25 protein-coding genes and 1 other annotated feature are annotated in these 26,018 nt (G+C 47.9%); of the genes, 1 reads left to right on the forward strand and 24 read right to left on the reverse strand.

Features of this window, described 5'->3' with window-relative positions; all coding sequences use genetic code 11:
* From A3849_RS21805 to A3849_RS21905, 21 genes are all read right to left on the reverse strand, one after another.
* Nucleotides 1-252, reverse strand: a complete 252-nt coding sequence (locus A3849_RS21805; RefSeq protein ID WP_020427076.1) for a ribosomal L7Ae/L30e/S12e/Gadd45 family protein — start codon at nt 250-252, stop codon at nt 1-3.
* A 182-nt stretch (nt 253-434) separates the two neighbouring features.
* The gene (gene rpoC, locus A3849_RS21810) at nt 435-4,046 is read right to left on the reverse strand and encodes a DNA-directed RNA polymerase subunit beta' (protein WP_074113294.1); all 3,612 of its coding nucleotides are present in this window, start codon (nt 4,044-4,046) and stop codon (nt 435-437) included.
* 111 nt (nt 4,047-4,157) lie between these two features.
* Nucleotides 4,158-7,703: a DNA-directed RNA polymerase subunit beta gene (rpoB, locus tag A3849_RS21815; protein WP_074113295.1), complete on the reverse strand. Its 3,546-nt coding sequence runs from the start codon at nt 7,701-7,703 to the stop codon at nt 4,158-4,160.
* Nucleotides 7,704-8,125: 422 nt separating this feature from the next.
* Nucleotides 8,126-8,722: a class I SAM-dependent methyltransferase gene (locus A3849_RS21820; RefSeq protein ID WP_074113296.1), complete on the reverse strand. Its 597-nt coding sequence runs from the start codon at nt 8,720-8,722 to the stop codon at nt 8,126-8,128.
* A gap of 136 nt (nt 8,723-8,858) precedes the next feature.
* A complete protein-coding gene (gene rplL / locus A3849_RS21825; RefSeq protein ID WP_074113297.1) occupies nt 8,859-9,218 on the reverse strand; it encodes a 50S ribosomal protein L7/L12 in 360 nt (119 codons plus the stop codon).
* Between the two features lie 65 nt (nt 9,219-9,283).
* The gene (rplJ, locus tag A3849_RS21830) at nt 9,284-9,787 is read right to left on the reverse strand and encodes a 50S ribosomal protein L10 (RefSeq protein ID WP_074113298.1); all 504 of its coding nucleotides are present in this window, start codon (nt 9,785-9,787) and stop codon (nt 9,284-9,286) included.
* A 64-nt stretch (nt 9,788-9,851) separates the two neighbouring features.
* Nucleotides 9,852-10,005 (reverse strand) — a sequence feature (ribosomal protein L10 leader region).
* 68 nt (nt 10,006-10,073) lie between these two features.
* A complete protein-coding gene (rplA, locus tag A3849_RS21835; protein WP_074086516.1) occupies nt 10,074-10,766 on the reverse strand; it encodes a 50S ribosomal protein L1 in 693 nt (230 codons plus the stop codon).
* 81 nt (nt 10,767-10,847) lie between these two features.
* Nucleotides 10,848-11,273 carry a 50S ribosomal protein L11 gene (rplK, locus tag A3849_RS21840; RefSeq protein WP_020427083.1) on the reverse strand — a complete coding sequence of 142 codons (426 nt, stop codon included), beginning with the start codon at nt 11,271-11,273 and terminating at the stop codon, nt 10,848-10,850.
* 75 nt (nt 11,274-11,348) lie between these two features.
* A complete protein-coding gene (gene nusG / locus A3849_RS21845) occupies nt 11,349-11,882 on the reverse strand; it encodes a transcription termination/antitermination protein NusG (RefSeq protein ID WP_020427084.1) in 534 nt (177 codons plus the stop codon).
* Nucleotides 11,883-11,903: 21 nt separating this feature from the next.
* Complete coding sequence (gene secE / locus A3849_RS21850) at nt 11,904-12,095, reverse strand: preprotein translocase subunit SecE (protein ID WP_019908206.1); 192 nt, start codon at nt 12,093-12,095, stop codon at nt 11,904-11,906.
* Nucleotides 12,096-12,115: 20 nt separating this feature from the next.
* Nucleotides 12,116-12,265 carry a 50S ribosomal protein L33 gene (rpmG, locus tag A3849_RS21855; protein WP_074086515.1) on the reverse strand — a complete coding sequence of 50 codons (150 nt, stop codon included), beginning with the start codon at nt 12,263-12,265 and terminating at the stop codon, nt 12,116-12,118.
* Between the two features lie 482 nt (nt 12,266-12,747).
* A complete protein-coding gene (gene sigH, locus A3849_RS21860) occupies nt 12,748-13,392 on the reverse strand; it encodes an RNA polymerase sporulation sigma factor SigH (RefSeq protein ID WP_019908203.1) in 645 nt (214 codons plus the stop codon).
* 162 nt (nt 13,393-13,554) lie between these two features.
* Complete coding sequence (locus A3849_RS21865) at nt 13,555-14,076, reverse strand: NYN domain-containing protein (protein WP_074113299.1); 522 nt, start codon at nt 14,074-14,076, stop codon at nt 13,555-13,557.
* A 2-nt stretch (nt 14,077-14,078) separates the two neighbouring features.
* Nucleotides 14,079-14,840 carry a 23S rRNA (guanosine(2251)-2'-O)-methyltransferase RlmB gene (gene rlmB, locus A3849_RS21870; protein WP_074086513.1) on the reverse strand — a complete coding sequence of 254 codons (762 nt, stop codon included), beginning with the start codon at nt 14,838-14,840 and terminating at the stop codon, nt 14,079-14,081.
* A 39-nt stretch (nt 14,841-14,879) separates the two neighbouring features.
* Nucleotides 14,880-15,317 (reverse strand): Mini-ribonuclease 3, encoded by a 438-nt coding sequence (locus tag A3849_RS21875; RefSeq protein WP_074113300.1) that lies wholly within the window; start codon nt 15,315-15,317, stop codon nt 14,880-14,882.
* Nucleotides 15,314-16,720: a cysteine--tRNA ligase gene (gene cysS / locus A3849_RS21880; RefSeq protein ID WP_074113301.1), complete on the reverse strand. Its 1,407-nt coding sequence runs from the start codon at nt 16,718-16,720 to the stop codon at nt 15,314-15,316. Before cysS ends, A3849_RS21875 begins: the two co-directional genes overlap by 4 nt.
* A gap of 54 nt (nt 16,721-16,774) precedes the next feature.
* The gene (gene cysE / locus A3849_RS21885) at nt 16,775-17,467 is read right to left on the reverse strand and encodes a serine O-acetyltransferase (RefSeq protein ID WP_074113302.1); all 693 of its coding nucleotides are present in this window, start codon (nt 17,465-17,467) and stop codon (nt 16,775-16,777) included.
* A gap of 479 nt (nt 17,468-17,946) precedes the next feature.
* Nucleotides 17,947-19,410 carry a glutamate--tRNA ligase gene (gene gltX, locus A3849_RS21890; protein ID WP_074113303.1) on the reverse strand — a complete coding sequence of 488 codons (1,464 nt, stop codon included), beginning with the start codon at nt 19,408-19,410 and terminating at the stop codon, nt 17,947-17,949.
* Nucleotides 19,411-19,459: 49 nt separating this feature from the next.
* Nucleotides 19,460-19,948: a 2-C-methyl-D-erythritol 2,4-cyclodiphosphate synthase gene (gene ispF / locus A3849_RS21895; RefSeq protein ID WP_074113304.1), complete on the reverse strand. Its 489-nt coding sequence runs from the start codon at nt 19,946-19,948 to the stop codon at nt 19,460-19,462.
* Complete coding sequence (ispD, locus tag A3849_RS21900) at nt 19,945-20,643, reverse strand: 2-C-methyl-D-erythritol 4-phosphate cytidylyltransferase (RefSeq protein WP_074113305.1); 699 nt, start codon at nt 20,641-20,643, stop codon at nt 19,945-19,947. The genes ispF and ispD overlap by 4 nt, the downstream gene beginning before the upstream one ends.
* Before the next feature lie 96 nt (nt 20,644-20,739).
* On the reverse strand, nt 20,740-21,828 hold the full coding sequence (locus tag A3849_RS21905) for a PIN/TRAM domain-containing protein (RefSeq protein ID WP_074113306.1): 1,089 nt from the start codon (nt 21,826-21,828) through the stop codon (nt 20,740-20,742).
* A gap of 214 nt (nt 21,829-22,042) precedes the next feature.
* On the opposite strand from A3849_RS21905, the gene A3849_RS21910 reads away from it, so the two are divergent.
* Nucleotides 22,043-22,438, forward strand: a complete 396-nt coding sequence (locus tag A3849_RS21910) for a nucleoside triphosphate pyrophosphohydrolase family protein (RefSeq protein ID WP_074113307.1) — start codon at nt 22,043-22,045, stop codon at nt 22,436-22,438.
* Nucleotides 22,439-22,580: 142 nt separating this feature from the next.
* Here A3849_RS21910 and pssA read toward each other — a convergent pair whose 3' ends face one another.
* The 3 genes from pssA to radA form a co-directional block, all read right to left on the reverse strand.
* Nucleotides 22,581-23,318 carry a CDP-diacylglycerol--serine O-phosphatidyltransferase gene (gene pssA / locus A3849_RS21915; protein WP_074113308.1) on the reverse strand — a complete coding sequence of 246 codons (738 nt, stop codon included), beginning with the start codon at nt 23,316-23,318 and terminating at the stop codon, nt 22,581-22,583.
* Nucleotides 23,319-23,383: 65 nt separating this feature from the next.
* Nucleotides 23,384-24,454, reverse strand: coding sequence for a DNA integrity scanning diadenylate cyclase DisA (gene disA / locus A3849_RS21920; RefSeq protein ID WP_074113309.1), 1,071 nt, complete (start codon nt 24,452-24,454; stop codon nt 23,384-23,386).
* A gap of 10 nt (nt 24,455-24,464) precedes the next feature.
* Nucleotides 24,465-25,832, reverse strand: coding sequence for a DNA repair protein RadA (gene radA, locus A3849_RS21925; RefSeq protein WP_074113310.1), 1,368 nt, complete (start codon nt 25,830-25,832; stop codon nt 24,465-24,467).
* Nucleotides 25,833-26,018 lie beyond the last annotated feature (186 nt).

Here is a 26,018-nt window from a genome sequence, read left to right on the forward strand (position 1 = left end):
CTATTGTTTTAAGACGGCTGCCATAGCAGCACCAACTTCTATACCGCAGGCTTTGCCCAAGTTCAACATGGTATCCACATAAGTGATCTTCACGCCTTGTTTGTTGCAAAGCATAACAATTCTGGAAGTAAGCCGTTGATCTCCGTCCTCCGCCACATAGACTTCTGCGGCTTGGCCCAACTCTACCGCCTTGACGGTTTGTTTGGTACCGATCTTGACCTGAGCATCCTGCAATCCCATATCATCAGTCATAATATATGATTACCTCCAATGAACAAGAATAACAAGGCCACTCACGCACCTTAGACATATTAGCATTATCATCTGATGATGTCAAGAAATTCGGTAATAAATTTATAAATATTCAAAGTGGAGTAACCGCGTCACGGTCTATTACGACCATGACGCGTAAAACTGCCACTATGATTATTCAACTATTCAGCAGGAACCGTCTCTAGAGCTTCCAGCTTGCTTTCTTCATTCGGATCGCTAAGTTTGACATTGCGGTAACGGTTCATACCTGTACCTGCAGGAATCAGCTTACCAATCAGAACGTTCTCTTTCAGGCCGAGAAGTTTATCCACTTTTCCTTTGATCGCTGCATCTGTCAGGACACGAGTCGTTTCCTGGAAGGATGCCGCAGATAAGAAGGAGTCTGTCTCAAGCGATGCTTTGGTAATACCTAGCAGTACAGGTTTGGCAACTGCCGGCTCTTTACCGGACAGAATTGCTTCCTTATTCGCAGCTTCATACTCATGAATATCTGAGAAAGCACCTGGCAGCAGATTCGTGTCACCGGCTTCGATGATACGGATTTTGCGCAGCATTTGCTTAATCATAACTTCAATGTGCTTATCGTTGATTTCAACGCCCTGGTTACGATATACACGCTGTACTTCTTGCAGAATGTAGTTTTGTACCCCGCGGATCCCTTTGATACGCAGCATTTCTTTCGGGTCGATCGAACCGTCTGTCAGTTCATCCCCAGCTTCGATCTCCTGGCCTTCACTGACACGCAGACGGGAACCATAGGTAATGGAGTAGGTTTTGGATTCAGCTTCACCCTGAACCTCGATTTCACGACGGTCCTTGGTTTCACGGATTTCCTTGATTACACCATCAATCTCACTAATTGTCGCCTGACCTTTAGGGTTACGGGCTTCAAACAGCTCTTGAATACGAGGCAAACCTTGCGTGATGTCATCACCGGCAACACCCCCGGTATGGAACGTACGCATGGTAAGCTGGGTTCCTGGCTCACCGATGGATTGAGCAGCGATAATACCTACAGCTTCACCGATATCCACATGTTTACCTGTTGCCAGATTGCGTCCGTAGCATTTCTTGCAGACCCCGTGACGGGCACGGCAGCTCAATACAGATCGAATCTGCAGCTTGGTTACCCCTGCGTTCACAATTTCCTCAGCCTTGTCGGAGTCAATCAGATCGTTACGGTTAACGATGATTTCCTTCGTCTCTGGATGACGAACAGTTTCAAAGGAGTAACGGCCTTCAATACGGTCATATAAATCTTCGATAACTTCCTTGCCGTCCTGTATACGGCTGACAGTGAAGCCTTTATCCGTACCACAGTCTTCTTCACGTACAATAACGTCCTGTGCAACGTCAACGAGACGACGGGTTAGATAACCGGAGTCCGCTGTACGCAGCGCTGTATCGGCCAGACCTTTACGAGCTCCGTGAGTGGAGATAAAGTACTCGAGGACGGTTAGGCCTTCACGGAAGTTCGCCTTGATTGGCAATTCAAAAATCCGTCCTGAAGGTGTAGCCATCAGACCACGCATACCACCCAGCTGTGTAATCTGCGACTTGTTACCACGTGCCTTGGAGTCAACCATGAGCATGATGGAATTGAATCGGTCCATCGATTTAAGCAGGATGTTCGTAAGATCATCCTTCGTCTTCGACCAGATCTCAATGACGCGGTCATAGCGCTCATCATTGGTGATCAGACCACGACGGTATTGATTAGCAACCACATCAACCTTAGCTTCCGATTCCTTAAGAATGGTAACTTTCTCTTCAGGTACAATAACATCCGATACAGCTACAGTAACACCGGAACGAGTAGAGTACGTGAAGCCGAGTTGCTTGATTTTATCCAAAATCATAGACGTCTTGGTTGTATGGTAAATCTCAAAGCAACGGGCAATAATCAGACCTAAATATTCTTTACCTACTGCACTAGCATCCGGTAGGCTCATGATCATTTCGCGGATATCCGCGCCTTTTTCATAAATGAAATATTTCTCAGGTGTGCCTTGCAGCAGGTTGGTCTTTGTTGCTTCGTTGATGTAAGGGAAACTGCTTGGATAGATTTCGTTGAAAATAATCTTACCGACAGTTGTAATAAGCATTGCATTCTGCTGAGCTTCCGTAAAGCATGTTTTGCCGAGAGCTTTGGCAGGAATGGCTACGCGAGCATGTAAGCCTGCAGTTCCGCGTTGATAAGCTGATACAGCTTCGTTCACGGTACGCAGAATCATACCACTTCCCTTTTCTTCCTTGTTATCCATGGTCAAATAGAATGTACCAAGGACCATATCCTGGGAAGGAGTAACAACCGGTTTACCATCTTTAGGGTTAAGGATGTTACCGGATGCTAGCATCAGGATACGCGCTTCAGCCTGAGCTTCAGCGGACAGAGGAACGTGCACCGCCATTTGGTCACCGTCAAAGTCGGCATTGTAAGCCGTACATACGAGTGGATGCAGACGGATAGCATGGCCTTCAACCAGAATCGGTTCAAATGCTTGAATCCCGAGTCTGTGAAGCGTAGGTGCCCGGTTCAGCAGAACCGGATGCTCCTTGATGACATCTTCAAGCACATCCCAAACTTCTGGGCTAACACGTTCAACCTTGCGTTTTGCACTCTTGATGTTATGGGCTAGGCCCTTGTTAACGAGTTCTTTCATCACGAACGGCTTGAACAATTCGAGCGCCATTTTCTTTGGCAGACCGCACTGGTACATTTTCAGATACGGGCCTACTACGATAACGGAACGTCCGGAATAGTCAACACGTTTACCGAGCAAGTTCTGGCGGAAACGTCCCTGTTTACCTTTCAGCATATGGCTGAGGGATTTGAGCGGACGGTTACCAGGACCTGTTACAGGACGGCCACGACGGCCGTTGTCAATCAAAGCATCCACTGCCTCTTGAAGCATGCGTTTCTCGTTCTGCACGATAATATCAGGCGCACCGAGGTCCAGCAGTCTTTTCAGACGGTTATTACGGTTAATTACACGACGATACAGATCATTAAGGTCAGACGTAGCAAAACGGCCACCATCGAGCTGAACCATTGGACGAAGCTCAGGAGGAATAACCGGAAGTACATCCATGATCATCCAGTCAGGCTTGTTGCCGGAGTTGCGGAAAGCCTCAATCACTTCTAGGCGTTTAATGGCCCGGTTGCGGCGTTGACCTTGAGCTGTGCGTAGCTCTTCTTTGAGGAATTCCAGTTCTTTATCGATATCGATATCCTGAAGGAGCTTTTTAACCGCTTCAGCGCCCATGCCGGCTTGGAATCCGTAACCGTATTTTTCACGATAGCTGCGGTATTCTTTCTCGGACAGAAGTTGTTTCTTCTCCAACGGTGTTTCACCTGGATCCGTTACAACATAAGATGCAAAGTAGATAATCTCTTCAAGCGATCTTGGGGACATATCAAGGGCCAGACCCATACGGCTAGGAATCCCTTTGAAATACCAGATATGAGAAACCGGAGCAGCCAATTCGATGTGCCCCATACGTTCACGACGAACCTTGGCACGTGTAACTTCAACGCCGCAACGGTCGCACACAACGCCTTTATAACGTACGCGTTTGTATTTACCGCAATGGCATTCCCAGTCCTTTTGCGGTCCGAATATGCGCTCGCAGAACAAGCCCTCTTTTTCCGGTTTCAACGTACGATAGTTAATGGTTTCCGGTTTTTTTACTTCTCCGCGGGACCAAGAGCGAATTTTTTCCGGAGAAGCAAGCCCGATTTTCATAAATTCAAAACTGTTAATGTCCAACAAGGAGCAACCCTCCTTAATCTATATCTTGATTTATTACCGCATAGGCCCTCTCTTGACGGTTAGGTCAACAGAGGGCACGGTTCATTTCAATGAAATTAATCTTAACCAGAACTATTCTATACCGACTTCTGCGCCTTCCAAGTTAAGGCTCAGCTTATCGCCTGACGTCTCGTCCTCATCGTCCAGTTCTTTCATCTCAATCTCCTGCTCATCGCCACTGAGGATTTTAACATCCATACCCAGCGACTGCAGTTCCTTGATCAATACTTTGAACGCTTCAGGCACACCAGGTTCAGGCAAATTCTCACCTTTAACAATGGATTCGTAAGTCTTCACACGTCCTACCACGTCATCGGATTTCACTGTCAAGATTTCTTGAAGTGTATATGCAGCGCCATAAGCTTCAAGCGCCCAAACTTCCATTTCCCCGAAACGCTGTCCACCAAACTGGGCTTTACCGCCGAGTGGCTGCTGGGTAACGAGCGAGTAAGGACCTGTGGAGCGGGCATGAATCTTATCATCAACCATGTGCGCCAGTTTGATCATGTGCATGACACCGACAGTTACTTCACGTTCAAAGCGTTCACCTGTACGGCCATCGTATAGCACAGTTTTACCATTGCGCTGCATGCCGGCTTCTTCCATTGTATCGAAGACGTCATACTCACGTGCACCGTCAAATACTGGAGTAGCTACGTGAATACCCAGACGAAGTGCGGCCATACCAATATGAACTTCCAGCACCTGTCCGATGTTCATACGGGAAGGAACGCCCAGCGGGTTCAGTACTACCTGTACTGGCGTACCATCTGGCAGGAAAGGCATATCTTCTTCAGGAAGAATACGGGCAACGACGCCCTTGTTACCGTGACGTCCGGCCATTTTGTCACCCTCAGAGATCTTACGTTTCTGAGCAATATAGACACGAACCAATTGATTCACACCCGGTGGCAGTTCATCACCATTCTCACGGGTGAAGACTTTTACGTCAACGATAATACCATCACTACCATGAGGAACGCGCAGCGAAGTATCACGCACTTCACGTGCCTTCTCACCAAAGATTGCATGGAGCAGGCGCTCTTCAGCAGTCAGTTCAGTTACACCCTTAGGGGTTACTTTACCGACAAGGATGTCACCAGCATTGATTTCCGCACCAATGCGGATAATACCGCGTTCGTCAAGATTGCGAAGCGCTTCTTCACCGACATTTGGAATATCACGGGTAATCTCTTCTGGACCCAGCTTGGTGTCACGAGCCTCAGATTCGTATTCTTCAATATGAATCGAAGTGTATACATCTTCTTTTACCAGCTTTTCACTCAGCAGGATCGCATCCTCGTAGTTGTAACCTTCCCAAGTCATGAACGCAACAACTACGTTGCGGCCCAGGGCCAATTCACCCATTTCTGTGGAAGGTCCGTCTGCAAGAATGTCACCCTTCTTCACAACGTCGCCTCTTTTAGCCAGAGGACGTTGATTTATGCAGGTACCTTGGTTCGAACGCATAAATTTGTGTAATTTATATTTAACGATATCACCTTTAACTTCTTTACCTTCAATCATCTCAACCCGGCGCAGCCAGATTTCGTTGGCAGAAGATCGTTCAATAATACCGTCATATTTGGAGACAATACATACGCCAGAGTCCTTAGCGGATTTATGCTCCATCCCTGTACCGACAAGCGGAGCCTTCGGAATCAGAAGTGGAACGGCTTGACGCTGCATGTTAGATCCCATCAGTGCGCGGTTGGAGTCATCGTTCTCGAGGAACGGAATGAGCGCCGTAGCGACTGATACAACCTGTTTTGGTGATACGTCCATGTAGTCAACGCGGTTACTAGGCATAGTGGTAATGTTGTCTGAATCCTTGTTGTAACGAACGATAACCATGTCTTCCTTAAAGGTTCCATCTTCATCGATCTGTACATTCGCCTGAGCAACTACATAGTTATCTTCTTCATCGGCGGTCAAATAATCGATATGTTCTGTCACCTTACCGGTCTTCGGATCCACCCAACGGTACGGAGCCTCAATAAAGCCGTACTCATTGATGCGGGCAAAGGTGGACAAGGAGTTGATCAAACCGATATTTGGACCTTCCGGTGTTTCGATTGGACACATACGGCCGTAGTGACTGTGATGTACGTCGCGGACTTCAAAGCCAGCGCGCTCACGGGTCAGACCGCCGGGTCCGAGTGCGGATAGACGACGCTTATGCGTAAGTTCAGCAAGTGGGTTCGTCTGGTCCATAAACTGCGACAGCTGGGAACTACCAAAGAACTCTTTAATGGACGCAATAACCGGACGAATATTGATCAGGGCCTGCGGAGTAATTGCATTCGCATCCTGAATCGACATTCTCTCACGCACTACGCGTTCCATACGGGACAACCCGATACGGAATTGGTTCTGAAGCAATTCACCTACGGAACGCAGACGACGGTTACCCAAGTGGTCAATGTCATCTGTATTGCCGATACCATGCAGCAAATTAATAAAGTAGCTGATTGAGGAAATAATATCAGCTTGGGTAATATGTTTAACGGATTTATCGATATTGCCGTTGGCAATCAGCTTGATAACCCGGCCTTCCTCGATCGGCGAGAATACATCGATCGTTTGCAGCGGGATATCTTCGCTATCCAGTACTCCACCGGTAACACGGTAGGTTTTGGCAGCAACTTCTTTCTCAAAATAAGGGATCAGCTCATCAAGAAGTCTGCGGTCAACCATTTGTCCGGATTCCGCCAGAATTTCTCCAGTAGCCTCATCAACCAAAGGCTGTGCAAGCCGCTGATTAAATAACCGGTTCTTAATGTGCAGCTTTTTATTGATCTTGTAACGACCGACATTAGCCAAATCATAGCGCTTCGGATCAAAGAAACGTGCGACCAAAAGGCTCTTTGCGTTATCCAGTGTCGGTGGTTCGCCCGGACGCAGACGCTCGTAGATTTCAATAAGCGCCTTCTCAGTGGAGTCCGTATTGTCTTTATCCAGCGTATTGCGAATATATTCATCATTTCCAAGCAGTTCCAGAATCTCGGCATCACTGCCGAAACCGAGAGCACGCAGAAGGACTGTAACTGGAATTTTACGTGTCCGGTCGATACGAACATACATGATGTCCTTAGCGTCCGTTTCCAATTCGAGCCAAGCTCCGCGGTTTGGAATTACTGTGGCGGTGTAGGTTTTTTTGCCGTTCTTATCTACTTTCGTGCTGAAATAGACGCTTGGAGAGCGAACCAACTGGCTGACAATAACCCGTTCCGCACCATTGATAATAAAAGTGCCGGTCTCCGTCATCAGCGGGAAATCTCCCATGAACACTTCCTGCTCTTTGACCTCACCGGTCTCCTTATTGATGAGCCGCACCTTCACACGCAGAGGAGCCGCATATGTCACGTCCCGCTCTTTAGCGTCGTCAACCGTATACTTCGGTTCGCCTAGGCTGTAATCAATGAACTCAAGCACCAAATTACCCGTGAAATCCTGGATTGGCGAGATGTCCTGGAACATTTCACGCAAACCTTCCTCCAAAAACCAATCATACGATTTCTGTTGGATCTCGATCAGGTTAGGGACCTCGAGTACCTCTTTAATTCTCGCATAGCTCCGCCGAGTGCGTCGACCATACTGAACAAGATGTCCTGCCAACTTTACTCACCCCTCATGTCTACTCACTTAAAAATTGATTGCGAACCCTTGTTTGGACCCGTATAATGGAACCATAACACAAGGACTCAGCCATAAATAAAGAAAAGCCCTTATCGAAATCTTCGAAAAAAGAGCGCATCTTTCCACGGCCAAAATACTCCTTATCCGTAGATTTGCCTAAAACGTAGGTATTATACGTCACCAAGCAACAGTTTATGCGCTATTATCTATTGACCCGGCGACCCTCGCCGTGACAGGAACATAGAGAACTGAATTCGCAAAAACTTGCCGTACGGCATGCGCTTACCGGCGACAATATATTACTTGACATTTCAGCAAACTAAAGACATGGAGCCTATCTTAATACTGACATTTTATAATAATAACACTATCGACAATACATGTCAACAGGCTATATATTTTTATTTTTGTGCTTTAATAATCCGATAGCCTTTGTCTTTCCCTACTTCATCTACATCCTCAAACATGCTCTCAAGTTTGGCTACTGCCGATGGTGCCCCCTGTTTCTTCTGAATCACAACCCACAGCGCTCCACCCTCATTCAAATGCTCATAGGCTTGTTCGAAAATTTGATGTACTACTGTTTTACCGGCACGAATCGGAGGATTTGTCAAAATCACATCGAATTTCTGCCCCTTCACGGCAGAGAGTACATCGCTCTCCAGTAGAGTTACATTGCTGATCCCGTTGTTCCGGGCATTCTCACGGGCCAGCTCAACCGCCCGGCTGTTAATATCAATCATCGTGACATGTCCCTTGGGAGCCAGATAAGCTGCACTAATCCCAATCGGCCCGTACCCACAACCCACATCAAGCACGGAAATTCCATCCGGAATATCCATCGTTTCGATTAGTACACGGCTGCCGTAATCAATATCTCCTTTGGAAAAGACACCGGCGTCGCTGGTAAAGCGGAGGCTTTTTCCTCTTAGAACCGTATCGATGGTGCGTCTGTCATGACGCGCATCCGGCTGCTGCGAGTAATAATGCTGCGACATACAATCCTCCCTTTCGTTCTGCTCTTTCTAGCAAGGCATTACTTATACAGCAACCCCCTTGAACAAGTTCAAGGGGGTTGCTAGAACCGGGAACAGGCATAACACCTATTCCCGTTGCAAAACCACGAAAATTATATTACTTCACTTCTACAGCTGCGCCTACTTCTTCCAATTTTGCTTTGGTAGCTTCGGCTTCTTCTTTGCTTACTTTTTCTTTGATTGCTTTTGGAGCGTTGTCTACGAGGTCTTTAGCTTCTTTCAAGCCCAAGCCTGTGATTTCGCGAACGATTTTGATAACGTTGATCTTGGAAGCGCCAGCGCCTGTCAAGATTACGTCGAATTCGGATTGTTCTTCTTCTACTGCTGCTACTGCGCCGCCAGCTGCTACTGGAGCTGCTGCAGTTACGCCGAATTCTTCTTCGATTGCTTTTACCAGGTCGTTCAGTTCCAATACGCTCATGCCTTTAATTTCTTCCAAGATTGTTTCTTTGCTCATGATTGAACCTCCATTTTATATTTAAATTTATTTGTGGTAATGATTATGATACTAGAATCAAAGGCTTACGCGCTTTGTTCTTCCTTCTCAGCAACAGCCTTAACTGCAAGCGCGAAGTTGCGCATTGGAGCTTGAAGTACGCTAAGCAGCATAGACAGCAAACCTTCACGGGAAGGAAGCTCAGCCAGTGCTTTCAGTTGGTCCGCATCGATGACACGGCCCTCCACAACGCCACCCTTAAGTTTCAGAGCATCGTTCTTTTTAGCGAAATCGTTCAGAATCTTAGCGGCTACTACTGCGTCTGTTTCGCTGAAAGCGACCGCTGTAGGACCAGTCAGAACGGCATCAAGTTCAGTCAGTTCAGCCGCAGCTGTGGCACGACGAACCAATGTGTTCTTCAGGACTTGAAAATCAACCCCAGCTTCACGAAGCTGCTTGCGCAGTTCAGTCACTTGGGCAACGTTCAATCCGCGGTAGTCCGCAACAACAGTAGAAATACTGTTTTGCAGTTTGCCGGTAACAACATCAACCGCGTCCTGTTTAGCTTGGATTACTTTTGCATTTGCCAATTGTATACACCTCCTGAAAAATTATGTTACGGCGATTATTTCCGAAGAAACCACACCGTCCTACGCAGGCATTAGAAAAGCCTCCGCAGATTCACGAAGGCTTGATAAAACGTTAGTGATCCGGCATGTGCCATACACTTCTTGTTTCTATCACAACACCTCGGTAGGGAATTAAGCCTCACGGCACCTACTGTCTACGGTAAGCATATTCAAGTTGAAGAATGATCACCTTAAAGTTCACAACTGTTACAGATTATCAAAGATGACCCAGAGAGTCAACCTTTATTTATCTGAAAGCAGCTGCATTCACACGAGCGCTCGGTCCCATAGTAGACGAAATTGCGATGCCTTTAAGATATACACCTTTGGCAGCAGCTGGTTTCGCACGGTTCAGAGCATCGATCAGGGATTTAAGGTTTTCGTTCAGTTGTTCAGCATTAAAAGACACTTTGCCGATAGGCGCGTGAATTTGGCCTGCTTTATCGAGACGGTATTCGATTTTACCGGCTTTAATTTCTTGAACAGCCTTAGTAACATCGAAAGTAACTGTGCCGGCTTTAGGGTTAGGCATGAGACCTTTACCACCAAGCAAACGACCAAGTTTACCGACTTCACTCATCATATCAGGTGTAGCTACGCAGACGTCGAATTCAAACCAGCCCTGTTGGATCTTGTTGATCATATCCTGATCACCTACAAAATCCGCGCCAGCAGCTTCCGCTTCTTTCGCTTTTTCACCTTTTGCAAATACAAGCACGCGTTGTGTTTTGCCTGTGCCGTGAGGCAGGACAACAACACCACGAACAGCTTGGTCTTGTTTACGCGGGTCTACACCCAGACGAACTGCTGCTTCAACGGTTTCGTCGAATTTGGCAGTTGCCGCCTTTTTCACAAGCTCTACAGCTTCTGAAGGCTCGTAAGTCGCTTCGCTATTGATAAGCTTAGCAGATTCTTGGTATTTCTTACCATGTTTAGCCATGAAAATGTTCCTCCTTTGTGGTATTAGCGGAAATTCCTCCCACATATTACGGTCATGCAAGACCGGTTCATCGAAAACATATTAGTCTTCGATTGTAATCCCCATACTGCGGGCAGTACCTTCAACCATACGCATTGCAGCTTCGATAGATGCAGCGTTCAGGTCGGGCATTTTTGTTTCAGCGATTTCACGAACCGCTGCGCGGCCCAGCTTCGCTACTTTTTTCTTGTTTGGTTCACCGGATCCTTTTTCTACTTTCGCAGCAATGCGAAGCAGAACGGCAGCCGGAGGAGTTTTAGTGATGAAAGTAAAGGAACGGTCTTCAAACACTGTAATTTCAACCGGGATGATCAGGCCAGCCTGGTCAGCTGTACGAGCGTTGAATTCCTTACAGAATGCCATGATGTTGACACCTGCTTGACCTAACGCCGGACCTACTGGAGGCGCTGGATTCGCTTTCCCTGCAGGAATCTGCAGTTTCACCATTTTAATAACTTTTTTAGCCATGAGTGACACCTCCTTGCAAAAATAGTGGTATTCGAACACTAAATAGCGTTCTCCCACAAGAAACCCTTGCGACTGTTATATTTTCTCCACTTGAGTGAAATCCAACTCCAGCGGGGTTTCCCGTCCAAACATGTTGACATGCACTTTGATCTTGCTCTTATCAGCCAAAATTTCTTCCACAGAGCCCACAAAATTCGCAAAGGGACCAACCATAATACGTACGGATTCCTTAATTTCGAAATCAATCTTCGCTTTAGGTTCAACCATGCCCATATGCTTCAGAATTTGTTCAACTTCTTCCGGAAGCAGAGCGGTAGGTTTGGACCCGGAACCTGTCGAACCAACAAATCCGGTAACGCCCGGCGTATTGCGGACTACATACCATGAATCATCAGTTTGAACCATTTCGACCAAAACATAACCAGGGTAAACTTTACGCATGACGGTTTTTTTCTTGCCGTCCTTGTTTACCAGTTCTTCTTCCATAGGAACAAGAACACGGAATATTTTGTCTTCCATGCCCATGGACTCAACGCGTTTTTCCAAATTGGCCTTAACCTTATTCTCATACCCGGAATAGGTATGAACAACATACCATCTTTTTTCCATACCAAGCCACCTGGGACCTCTCTAAATAATCCTTTCGATCACAGCGGAAATACCGATGTCCAGAACCCAGAAGTAAAGAGCGATTACTACAATTGTACCGAGAACGATCAATGTGTAGTTTTTCAATTCCTTACGGCTAGGCCAGCGAACTTTTTTGAGTTCACTCCAGCTCTCAGTGAAAAAGGAAAACAAAGACTTGAAACTACGTTTCACGCCGACTACACCTCCAAAGACTATCTGGTTTCGCGATGAGGAGTTTGCTCGTTACAGAACTTGCAAAATTTCTTCATCTCCAAGCGGTCGGGGTGATTTCGCTTGTTTTTGGTTGTCGCATAGTTTCTTTGTTTGCAACTTGTACAAGCCAAAGTGATAATTACCCGCATGATGTGCACCTCCCGAAGACGTCCCTCTAACTTTGAAATTAGAAGACGCAAATATTGATCCTAAAAAAAGCCGCGAATTTAGGCCTACCTAAAACACTTTAGCATAATGTCAACCTCTGTGTCAACGAAAGTTTTCCCCCATCGCGTTGGGTAATTTCGGGTGCTGAAGCCTTATTGCGTACGTAGTCTCTGGTCTTCCTTTTCACGCCAATCACTGTCCATCCAGTAAGATCAGAATCCATAATTGCCTGAACCCTCTTCAGATCCCTGAGGAGAATCTGCCGTTATTGCCCGCCGATAAAACGAAGGTCTTCATTTTTGGGATTGACTTATTCATTACTACCTATCATTATGGAGCATTTGCACTGTCTATAAACCTGCTGTTGACGACATAGGACAATAATCTCGTGTCATTTCAATAGAACAATCTTAAAACACTAAAAAAAGACTCGATGTCCGAGCCTTTCCTGTACATTGTATCATCAATTGTCACGCACTTCCAGATATCTTTCCAATTTACGTTTCACTCGCTGCAAGGCATTGTCAATCGACTTCACATGACGCTTCAAATCCTCAGCAATCTCCTGATAGGACCGTCCGTCCAGATAGAGCATTAGAACCTTACGTTCCAGATCACTCAAAATCTCGGCCATCTTATCTTCCAGACCAATGAACTCTTCCTGGTTAATAATCAATTCTTCCGGATCAAGCACCTGTGTTCCACAAATAACATCCATCAGTGTCCGGTCTGAATCCTCATCGTAGATTGGCTTGTCCAATGAGACATAGGAATTGAGCGGAATATGCTTCTGGCGGGTAGCTGTCTTAATTGCGGTAATAATCTGACGAGTGATGCAGAGCTCAGCAAACGCCTTGAATGAAGAAAGCTTGTCGCCCTTGAAGTCACGAATTGCCTTATATAGGCCTATCATGCCTTCCTGTACGATATCTTCACGGTCTGCCCCAATCAGAAAATATGAACGGGCCTTGGCACGGACAAAATTGCGGTACTTGTTAATTAAATGCTCCAATGCGCCACTGTCGCCACCACGGAAGATCTCGACAATTTCTTCATCGCTTATGAAATCATACTCGGACAGCATTATTTCCTTGAGGTCGACACTCACCAAGAATCCCCCCGGCTGCAACGCAAGACACATCGTTACTTCGCGAAATATAGGACCAGTATATATTATGTTACCTTACACCGTCAACCGCAGATTGTCCAAAATCAATCTTCAATAACATATTATGGGATTTTTCACGAAAACGCTTCAATTTCCGCCACTCTACTGACGGCGCCAGTCCTCCAGCCGTTTGCGAACTTCAGGCGGCAGTTTTTCTTCCAGTGAATGCCTGTTGGAACTGATGCTCCCTGGCTCGATGGCCTTCTTGACCTGCTTCTGGTTTTCTTCGATCTCCAGCCGCAGCTCCCGGGCTGAAATCCGGAGCGCTCCTTGCGCGAAGATGACATGCTGCTCGACAAAATCACTGGTCGCCACATAAATCTGCCGTCTGCGGTGATTGAACTCACCGACCAGCCGCTCAATGCATTCATCCGCCGTTTCTTTTTCCTTGGTAAAAAACACCTGCACTTTCCCCTGCACAAAGGATCTGCCCAGTCCCGGTACCCGGTACGCATCAAAAACGGCTATGACACGCAGCCCGGAAAACGCCTGATAATCAGCCAGCATATCCAGCAGCCGGTCGCGCGCTCCCTGCATTCCTGTAAGTGACAATGCGGCAAGATCAGGCCAGCCGCCAATCATATTGTAGCCATCCACAAGAAGAATATCGCGCCAGTCGGCCATAACTATCCTTGCTGATGCCGACGGCGCAGCACCTCGTACATAATAACACCTGCGGCAACTGAAGCATTTAGTGAATTGATCTTCCCGGCCATCGGCAGCTTCAGCAGCACATCGCATTTCTCCCGGATCAGGCGGCCCATTCCTTTATTCTCATTTCCAATTACCACGGCTACCGGACCTGTAAATATATCAGAGGCATACAGATTCTGATCCGTATCCACATCGGTTCCAACTACCCAGACCCCAAGCTCCTTGAGGCGGTCAATGGTCTGTCCGAGGTTGGTTACGCGTGCAACTGGTACATATTCAACAGCTCCTGCAGAAGTTTTGGACACCGTCGCCGTGATTTGTGCAGACCGCCGTTTCGGTACAATAACTCCGTGCACACCAGTGCAGTCGGCTGTTCTTAGGATGGAGCCCAGATTATGCGGATCCTCAATTTCGTCAAGCAGAATCAGAAACGGCGGCTCTCCTTTAGCCTCTGCCGCTGCCAAAATATCTGCAACCTCTGCATAGGCAAAGGGTGCCGCTTGTGCTACTACCCCTTGGTGCTGTACTCCAGGTGCAAGCTGGTCCAGCTTTCTTTTATCCACATGCTGGATCACAATTCCCGCTTTACGCGCTTCAGCAATAATGGGTGCTGTTAAGTGCTTTTGTGCTGTTTCGGCAATCCATATTTTATTGAGTGTACGACCGGCGCGAAGCGCTTCAAGCACTGAATGCTTGCCCGCCAATATTTCCTCTTCTGTTCTTAATTCTTCCATGTTCATGCCTCCTGTTCTAATATCTATACCCTTATAGCCTTACTTAGGCCGGTTCATCATATACTGTATACTGCTGTCAACGAGTTCTTGGATTCGGGCTTGCTGGCCTGTGTAATACAAATGACCGATTAGGCACTCAAAGGCGGTAGCATGCCGATATTCCAGCACATCTGCATTTTTGGGAATGGTTCCGGATTTGGCATTCCGTCCTTGCCTGGCAACATCCTTCTCTTCATCCGTAAGCATCGGCTCCAGATAAGTTAGGATTGTGCTCTGCGCTTTGGCAGAGACCAACCCGGTCGCTGTACGGTGCAAATGATTCGGACGCAGATTCGGCAGTGAGATCAAATACTGGCGAACCGCCACTTCATAGATAGCATCACCTGCATACGCCAGAACCAAAGGAGAGAGGAGTCGGGCCGGCTTGGAGGGCTCATAGGGAAACCAGGCACTCTCCAGATTAAATGGCCCGCTCATTTCCGCCGCCACCGCATTCCTTGCGGAGTATCCTCTAGCAGGATGCCCATTGCATTCAGCTCATCACGGATCTCATCGGAGCGTCCCCAGTTCTTGTTCTTGCGTGCTTCGGCACGTTCAGCGATCAGTCTTTCTACTTCTTCTCCAGCAACCTCTTCCTCAATCTCCGGTGTCAGGCGCAGCACAGCATTCATTTCGGCAAAAGCTTGCAGCAGCGCCGCGAAGTCCACAGACAGCGCTTCTGAATTCGCAAGCGTATTGTTCGCAAGACTTACCCAGTCAAACATAGCAGTGATGGCATCAGGAGTGTTAAAGTCATCCTGCATCTTGGCATGGAAATTGCCTACAATGGCAGTCAACCGTTCAGTGATCTGCTCGCTTGCCTGCCCTTTGGCCCCTTCTGGATCAAGCTCAAGCCGGTGCTTCACATTGCTCTCCGCAAGTGCGATACGCTCAGTGCTTTTTTCTGCGGACAGCATGGATTCTTCAGTGAAATTCAGCGGATTACGGTAATGGGTGGAAAGCATAAAATAACGGATCGTCCCTGCTTTGAAACGCTGGCGGATATCCTTCACCAGCAGACCGTTGCCGAGCGATTTCGACATCTTTTCATCGCCGATGTTAATGAACCCGTTGTGCATCCAGTAGTTAGAGAGCGGCTTGCCACTCAACGCCTCTGTCTGAGCGCATTCGCACTCATGGTGCGGGAACTGCAGATCCTGTCCGCCGCCATGAATATCAATCGTGTCGCCAAGAAACTCACGGGCCATGGCCGAGCACTCGATATGCCAACCTGGACGTCCGTCTCCCCAAGGGCTGCTCCAGTGGATTTCTCCTGGCTTGGCTGCTTTCCAGAGGACAAAGTCCTCAGGTTTTTCTTTGCGTGAGTCCACTTCCACCCGGATGCCGAAGTGAAGTTCCTCCAGATTCTGGCGGGACAGCTTGCCGTAATTAGAAAATTTGGCTGTACGGTAATAGACGTCACCACCATTTTCATAGGCGTAGCCCTTTTCTTCCAGCTCCTTAATGAACTCAATAATCAACTCCATGCTCTGCGTAACCCGGGGATTCATCGTCGCTGGCTTTACACTAAGCCCTGCAAGATCCTCCCAATAAGCATTGATAAAGATTTCTGCAACCTCAGCTACTGTAGTGTTCATCTCCTCGGCCTTGCGAATCAGCTTGTCGTCGACATCCGTGAAGTTGGTCACATAATTAACTTCATACCCTATCTGTTCCAGATAGTTCCGGACCGTATCAAAAACAATTACAGGTCTGGCATTTCCAATATGCATATAGCCGTAGACGGTTGGACCGCATACGTACATCTTCACCCTGCCTGATTCCTGCGGGACAAATTGTTCCTTGCTGCGCGTCATTGTGTTGTAGATTTGCAATGCCATGTTTGTTCCCAATCCTTTCTGTTTGAACCCGGATTCTACCGAATTCCGGTATGCTTAAATTTCATAATCACCAATATACTGCTGGCTTTCCAGGCGGCGCTGTTCTTGTTTCTGTTTGTCCTCTGTACCTAGCTTTTCTCTGATCTCTTCGATCTCTTTCTGTAAAAAACGCAGAGAATCGATCAGTGGATCCGGCATTTGGGTGTGATCAAGCCTGTCAGATACCCGTTCGCCATTTCGTTTGACCACCCGCCCAGGATTACCCACAACTGTACTGTTGCTTGGCACTTCACGGAGAACAACCGAATTGGAGCCGATATTGCAATTATCGCCGATCCGGAACGATCCCAGTACTTTCGCGCCGGAGCCAATCACAACATTGTTGCCAACGGTCGGATGACGTTTTCCTTTTTCTTTACCCGTTCCCCCGAGAGTAACTCCCTGATAAATAATCACATCATCCCCGATTTCGCAGGTTTCCCCGATGACAATACCCATTCCATGGTCAATAAACAGGCGGTTCCCGATCGTTGCCCCTGGATGAATTTCAACACCGGTCATAAATCTGCTGATCTGGGAAACGACGCGTGCAAGTGTAAACCAGCGCCGTTTATATAAAGAGTGGGCTATCCGGTGTGCCCAAATGGCATGAAGTCCGGCGTAGGTGAAGACAACCTCAAACCAGCTGCGGGCTGCGGGATCGTTGTCGAATACTGCCCGAATGTCCGACTTGATATACTTAAACATCACGGTTCCCCTCTTCTTTGACTTCCCCGCCTCCTGTTTACAGGTACGCATAAGGAAGGTATTATCTACAACCCACGTTCTCTCTCTATTCATAAATTTCAACAAAAAACGCCCCTGCAGCATAAAGCTGCAGAGACGTTTAACCGTGGTCCCACTCTGCTTGGACTTCGCATGATTCACCGGATTCACATTTCAAAACCAGTAAGTGCTATTGTCCCTCTTGGCGTCTGTAACGGCAACGTTCCGGCGCGGTCTAACATCCCATTGCAGGAACGCTCAACCGAGCAGCTCACAGGCGCATATTCAGCGGCAGACAAATGAATAACTCCCAGCCTGCAAAGGGAAATCCCTTAGCGGTTATTCTCTCTGGTAATTGTCCTTGTACGCATACTTTTCCTGATCCCAGCTATTATCATATACTTCTATCTTAGCTAAAAGACAACGGACTGACAAGGGGTTCATCATCCGGCTACTCCTTCTTAAGCCCCTTTGATCTGAGATCTCAGACGTTCGATGACCCGGCTACGGCCTAGCAGAACTATCGTTACATTCAAATCACGTCCATGTGTTTGTCCGGTTAAAGCGACACGGATCGGCATGAACAGCGCTTTGCCTTTATGTCCCGTCTCTTTCTGTACTTCTTTAATCAGGACGGCCATGTTACTGGCAGTAAAATCGTCTGTAGCTTCCACCTTATTCAAGAAAGCGGACAGGACTTCAGGAACCTGGCTTTCAGCCAGAATCTGAGCAGCTTCTGTTTCAAGCTCCACATGACTGCGAAAAAAAAGCTCCGACAGCTCCACGATATTCGAGGCAGAAATCATCTGCTCCTGATACAGAGCAACCAGACTTTCAGCCCAGGCCTGCTGTTCTTCACTAAGCGTTTCCGGCAATCTTCCGGCTTTTTGCAGATGTGGAATAGCCAGCGCAGCAACACGTTTTGGATCGGCGTGCTTGATGTAGTGGTTATTCAAATGCGATAGCTTGTTGGTATCGAATACAGCTGGACTCTTGGACAGACGGTTTGCCGTAAAGATGGAGATCAGCTCTTCTTTGCTGAAGATCTCCTCTTCGCCCTCCGGTGACCAGCCCAGCAGTGCGATAAAGTTGAACAGTGCCTCTGGCAAATAGCCCAGCTGATCGTACTGCTCAATGAACTGAATAATGGATTCGTTACGTTTACTAAGCTTCTTGTGGTCATCACCAACAATCAGGGTCATGTGTCCAAACAGCGGCGTTTCCCAGCCCAAGGCCTCATAAATCATCAATTGACGCGGTGTATTCGAGATATGGTCTTCCCCGCGCAATACATGAGTGATTTCCATCAGATGATCATCCACAGCCACAGCGAAGTTATAGGTTGGTATTCCATCCTTCTTCACAATGACAAAGTCGCCCATATCCTTAGTATTAAAAGAAATACTCCCCTTAACGATATCATCAAAGGTATAAGTGCGGTCTTCAGGCACACGGAAGCGGACACTTGCTATACGTCCTTCTGCTTCATAGGCCTGGCGCTGCTCTTCAGTCAAATTCCGGTGCTTCCCGGAATAACGCGGAGTCTCGCCTCTGGCGGTCTGCTCTTCACGTTCCGCTTCAAGCTCTTCTTCTGTGCAGTAGCAGCGGTATGCAAGACCACGGTCCAGCAGGTCCTGCCAGTATATGCGGTACAGATCTAAACGTTCTGTCTGGCGATATGGCCCGTATTCACCGCCGATATCAACACTCTCATCCCAGTCCATTCCCAGCCATTTCAGATATTTGAGCTGGCTTTCTTCCCCTTCAGCAATATTACGCTTTACGTCCGTATCTTCGATCCGGATAATGAATTTGCCGCCCAGATTACGGGCGAACAAATAATTGAATAACGCCGTTCTGGCATTTCCGATATGTAAATGTCCCGTAGGGCTTGGTGCGTAACGCACCCGGACTTGACCCGTCATGTCATTCCCTCCGCTTCATAATGGTTAAATTAGGCTGCAAACAGCCATCTCAAGATGATATCACATCTTTGAGCAGACAGACAATAGATTGTGCAGCTATCCCTTCTCCACGTCCGGTAAAGCCAAGCTGTTCGGTAGTGGTTGCTTTGACATTCACCTTCGATGTCTCGGCTCCCAGTGCCTTAGCGATAACCTCATTCATTTGCGGGATATAAGGGGCCATCTTAGGCTTTTGGGCAATAATCGTAGAATCAATATTCCCAAGCTTATAACCACGTTCACGGGCAAGCGCCCATACATGCTCCAGCAGCTTCAGACTGTCCGCATCCTTAAAGGCCGGGTCCGTATCGGGAAAATGTCTGCCGATATCGCCAAGTCCCAAGGCCCCCAGAATAGCGTCGCTCACTGCATGCAGCAGTACATCGGCGTCAGAGTGCCCAAGCAGTCCTTTTTCATAAGGAATAGTGACACCGCCAATAATGCACGGCCTGCCTTCCACCAGCTGGTGTACATCAAAACCTTGTCCTACAGCAATCATGTTTGTACCTCTCCCCTGTTTCTTTGTGTGAATTCAGCGAAATCCAGATCTTCCGGTGTGGTAATCTTAATGTTTGTGTAACTTCCCTCCACGACGGCAACCGGAATACCGCTGCGCTCCGCGAGACTCGAATCATCGGTGCCGAGAAATCCGTCCCGCTCTGCCGACTCATACGCCATAATCAGTTCGGACAAACGAAAAGTCTGCGGGGTCTGAATCGCCCACAGACTTCGCCGATCGGGTGTGGACAGCACTTTGCCATCCCCGTCCACCTGCTTGATCGTATCTTTTACCGGTACAGCAAGCACTGAGGCACCAATATCTTTGGCATGCTCGTAACAGGCTGTAATCTCTTCCTCCTGCACAAATGGACGGACACCGTCATGAACCATTACCCAGGTGGTCAACAGTTTTCTCAGACCCAGATGAACCGAATGCTGGCGTTCAGAGCCTCCTGTCACTACAGATGACACTTTGTCGAGCTTGTAGGCCTTTATCCACTCCCGGCAGCGATCCACATCCTCTTGGCCCGTAACCAGTACGATTTCAGAGATGAGCGGATGCCGCTGAAATACCTCCAGGGTATGAACGATAATCGGTTTTCCCTGCAGCAGCAAATATTGCTTGCTCTCCGCAGTCCCCATTCTTGTTCCTCTGCCCGCCGCGACAATCACGGCGCCTACACTGTTTGACATTCTGCCCTTCTCCTGTCCTTCACGTATACCCCCATCATAACGTGTTTGGCGGCCATTTCCAACCCATTGGAGAAGCTTTCACCGCTCTGAAACCGTTTATTGCGCTTTTTCCATCAGCTTCGGCTTGGCAAAAATCATGCGTCCTGCCGAAGTCTGCAGCACACTGGTTACCAGAACCTCCATCGTTGTTCCGATGTATTCACGGCCGCCCTCGACCACAATCATAGTTCCGTCATCAAGATAGGCAACTCCTTGTCCATGCTCCTTGCCATCTTTAATAACCTGGACAATGATTTCTTCACCAGGCAGGACCACCGGCTTCACCGCATTGGCCAGATCATTGATATTGAGAACTGACACGCCTTGCAGTTCGCACACCTTGTTAAGGTTAAAGTCATTGGTGACTACCTTGCCCCGCAGCACTTTAGCCAGTTTGACCAGTTTACTGTCTACTTCAGAGATTTCTTCAAAATCACCTTCGTAGATCAGCACCTTCACATCCAGCTCTTTTTGGATTTTATTGAGGATATCCAATCCGCGACGTCCGCGGTTACGTTTCAGCAGATCCGATGAATCGGCGATATGCTGAAGCTCCTCCAGAACAAATTCCGGGATTACGATGGTTCCCTCAATGAAACCTGTCTTGCAGATATCGGCGATCCGTCCGTCTATAATGACGCTTGTATCCAGAATCTTATGCTCTTCCAAGCCGCGGCCTTCCGGTTCTGGAGCTTGTCCCCAGCGCCCGGTTGTCCATAAAGAAGCCAGCTCTTCTTTCTTTTCCAGCCCAATCCGGAGCCCCATATACCCAAACGTAAGCGTAGCAGCCACCTGCAGCAGCTCTCCTGCCTTTCCAAGCCATACCATAGCAGGATATAGCAGGAGGGACAAGAGAAGGCCTCCCGTAAGCCCAGCAGCGCCTGCAGCCAATTCATTCATGGGGATGCGCGAACAATACAATACCGCCTCCCGCAGTTTAGAACCTCCCCATTCCGCGCATAAAGTCCCCGCAAACAAAAAAATAATGGCTCCCAGCACCGCAAACAAAATGCTTCCCTGCACAGGTAAGCTATCACCCAGTTTTCCCATTCCTTCCGGGAATCCTCTTTCTGCCGCATGGTATAGCGTATAACCTGACCAGGCTCCGCAAATCGCGGCAAGCATCAAAATCAATTTTTTCCACATTACCTCAGGCACCTCCTTGTATTCATCCTAAAATGATCTATACATCACCAGTATGTTCCAATTTTTAGGACGGTAATCCGGGGGACCGTTATTTTTTCTGACACAGAACATTATCATTACTGCAAAGACAACCGGAAACTTCTAATACTGGTTGAAAACAGGGGAAGGACTGACATATAATGAACTCAATTACGAACCCAGGGGTGAATGGATAATGAGCGCACCAAGTTTACAGGCCTTCCAGGATCAAGTCTCCGAACTGCTGCTCCGTCACCGTAGTCTTCTGGATGTAATGTCCAAGAACGGGCAGAGCAGCGCTTCCGTTAATCGTGCAGTCGTCAAAGCCATTACCGAATGCGGCTGTATTCAGCTGCACGCCAAGAAACAGATATTCGAGCCTGGTTTAGGGCTTGAACAAGCCAAGGAGCTTGCAGGAACCCATCTTGAAGGCGAACTGTGCGAGAACTGCCGTGAGGTGGTTGCGTCGGAGCTGGGCCGTGAGCTGTTCTACATGTCTGCTCTCTGCAATTTGCTTAACATTAATATGGACGAGGTTGTTGAAAAGGAGTCACAGAAATATGCTACTCTAGGATTATTTAACTTCTCCTGAATGGTCTGAAGCGCTCTATCCATCCGACAGATCGGCAAAGAGGCTTCGCCATCCACTGGTTCCAGGGAAGGCAAAGCCTCTTTTCTTTACATATATTTATTAGAATCCTATGGTTCTCTTGAGCAATTAGTCCCGTAGCAACTTATCCATTTTTGGAGTGATATATTTTATCTTCTGTACGGCGTCTACGACGGTGGCGGCGACGAGCCGTTAGCCGGTCTATATTTTGCTTAAAGCCATACAATGCATACAATGCAAGAAGAACAAAAATCAGCTTGGCGATCTGCTCGGGGAAAATCACAGCAACTGCAACAGCTATAACAATCACCACAGGAGCGCCTACAACCGCCTTTTTAGGCAGGCCCACCTTTTTGAAATTCGGATATTTAACTGTGCTGACCATAAGATAAGACAGCAACAGCGTCGCTACAATCATAAATGGGGCCGATACATCCTTATGAAAAAGCGCTAATGTAGCCAGTACTCCGCCCGCAGCCGGAATAGGCAATCCTACAAAATATCCAGGGATACCTGGACGGACATTAAAACGGGCCAAACGAAGCGCACCGAATACCGGGAAAATCGCTGTTACGGTCCAGCCTAATGCAGAGTTCAAATCCTGCAGGCTAGTAATGTACATGATCAGCGCCGGCGCAACTCCAAAGGAAACGACATCGGATAATGAGTCCAGCTCCTTGCCAAATTCACTTTCGCATTTCAGCGCCCGTGCAACACGACCATCCAGCCCGTCTAACAGCATAGCGATAATCACCATGATAGCGGCCATGCTCAGTTTACCGTCAAACGCCATCATGATACCAAACATTCCAAGCATTAAGTTACCGATGGTAAACAAACTCGGAATTGATTTTTGTATCATTTCTTCACCTCTATTTTCTTACTATTGAGCAACAAAGTCTCCAATATTACGTGATTGTATGTTATTTACATTTGCCTGTCAATAAGAACTTGCTTTTGCAGCCGCTTGAGTCCGTCCTGAATATTACGGGCACGCACTTCGCCGATACCGTCCACCTCATCCAATTCTGCAATACTCGCCGTCATCAGGTTAGGCAACATTTCAAACCTTTCCACCAGATTGTGTATGATCACATTAGGCAGTCTTGGGATTTTGTTCAGCAAGCGGTAGCCACGCGGCGTTACCACTTCCTCCGAAGCAATCGCTGTAGACGAATATCCCAGCAATCGGGCAATATGGTTGTCGTCCATCAGATCATCGTCGCTGGTTCGCTTGAGTCCGGCGATGATTTCGCGGATTTTGTCCTCCTGTTCCTCCCTTGCATAGTCTCTGTACAGAAGCCATGCTTCTTCCTCTGTATTTCCAACCAGTTCTTCCATTTGCATGCTGATCAGGCGTCCTTCATTGCCGAGCTCGTTGATATAGCGCTTGATTTCCATCTTGATCCGAAGCACCATTTCCACACGCTGGATAACTCCAACCACCTCTGCGACAGTGACAACCCCTTCATACTCGGAAGCGGACAGATTGGTCAAACTTTGTGTTAGCACTGCTCTGTACTTCTCGAGAGTTTGGATCGCCTGATTGGCCTTGGCCAGGATCGAACCGATTTCTTTGAGCGCATACCGGATGGAGCCTTGATACAGTGTGATAATATTGCGGCGTTGGGAAATGGAAACAACCAGCTTGCCGGTTTGCTTGGCAACACGCTCTGCTGTACGGTGCCGGATTCCTGTCTCGATAGAAGAGATGGAGGAATCCGGGATCAGTTGCGTATTTGCGTACAGAATCCGTTTCAAATCCTCGCTTAAAATAATCGCACCGTCCATTTTGGCCAGCTCATACAAGTAATTGGGTGAAAAATCACAGTTGATGGAGAAGCCACCATCGACAACTTCCATCACTTCAGGGCTATATCCGACAACAATGAGCGCTCCTGTCTTTGCCCGAAGCACATTTTCCAGACCTTCCCGGAAGGGTGTTCCCGGTGCCGCCATTCTGAGCAGATCATTCATATTTTCTAATTCCTTTGTCATTCTGTGCCCCCTAATCTAACGCGACCGCTAGTGCATCTGCTACGGTGCTGACGCCAATAATCTGGATATCCTGCGGATGCTTCCAGCCTTTCATACTTTTCTCGGGCATAATGACTCTCCGAAACCCAAGCTTGGCTGCCTCTTTCACCCGCGTTTCTGCACGTGAGACCCCTCTTACTTCTCCGGTAAGTCCAACTTCTCCAAAAAAAACATCATAAGGCTTAGTTGAAATATCCCGGAAGCTGGAGGCGATACTAATGGCAACTGCCAAATCAATAGCCGGCTCATCCAACTTTACCCCGCCAGCTACATTCAAGTAAGCATCCTGGTTTTGCAAAAACATCCCCATGCGCTTCTCCAGTACTGCAATGATCAGAGCCATCCGTTGATGGTCCATACCTGTACACATCCGCCGTGGTGAAGGGAAGTGGGTAGCTGCTACAAGCGCCTGAAGCTCAACAAGCACAGGCCGGGTCCCCTCCATGCTGGCTACAACCGCCGAACCAGCGACACCGAGCGGACGCTCCGACAAGAAAAGCTCAGAAGGATTCTCCACTTCAGTAAGTCCGATTTCTCCCATCTCAAAAATCCCGATCTCATTTGTGGATCCAAACCGGTTCTTGACCGCACGCAGCAAACGGTACGTATGATGACGCTCCCCTTCAAAATAGAGGACACAATCGACCATATGCTCCAGCATGCGTGGCCCTGCAATTGCCCCTTCTTTCGTTACATGTCCTACAAGGACCGTAGCAATTCCGCGAATTTTGGCGATCCGCATGAATCTTGTCGTACATTCCCGAACCTGTGTCACACTGCCGGGTGCGCTTGTTACCTCTGGCATAAATACTGTCTGAATAGAGTCAATGACCAGGAATTGAGGCTGAATCTGCTCAATCGCTTCTTCAATGCTCTCCATATTAGTCTCACACAGCACATAAAGCTCTGCCGAAAGCGCCCCAAGGCGATCCGCACGAAGCTTCGTTTGCCGGACCGATTCTTCTCCTGAAATGTACAGCACCCGTAATCCCTGGGTTGTCAGCGCGTGTGAAGTCTGAAGCAGGAGCGTCGACTTACCAATCCCCGGATCTCCTCCTACCAGTACCAGAGAACCGGGAACAATCCCTCCCCCCAGCACACGGTTAAGCTCTCCAATGCCTGTCAGGATACGCGGCTCTTTGTCACTTTCTATATTTATGATCGATTGCGCCTTTTCTTTACTTTGAAAAATCGGTGCATTCATGCCTTGTGTTTTGACTACGACTTCTGTCTCTTCCACCATGGAGTTCCAAGCCTGGCAGCCGGGACATTTCCCGAACCATTTTGGCGATTCATAGCCGCATTCAGTACAAAAAAATTTAGTTTTTGGTTTTGCCATGTGCTCTCCTATCCGTCCGAACTTGCTAAAATTGCGGATAAATTTCTCTTACTCAAAGTTTACCATTTCTGCACACTGAACGGAAGGTCACTTAAGATCTACTTTTGAATCCTACCTTCATTAACCTGCCTGAATGATTGGTTAATTAAACATCAATGTCCCTTTACACAAAAAAGCCCCCACTTC

This window comes from Paenibacillus sp. P46E, from assembly GCF_001909095.1.
Taxonomy (GTDB): Bacteria; Bacillota; Bacilli; order Paenibacillales; family Paenibacillaceae; genus Paenibacillus_AQ; species Paenibacillus_AQ helianthi.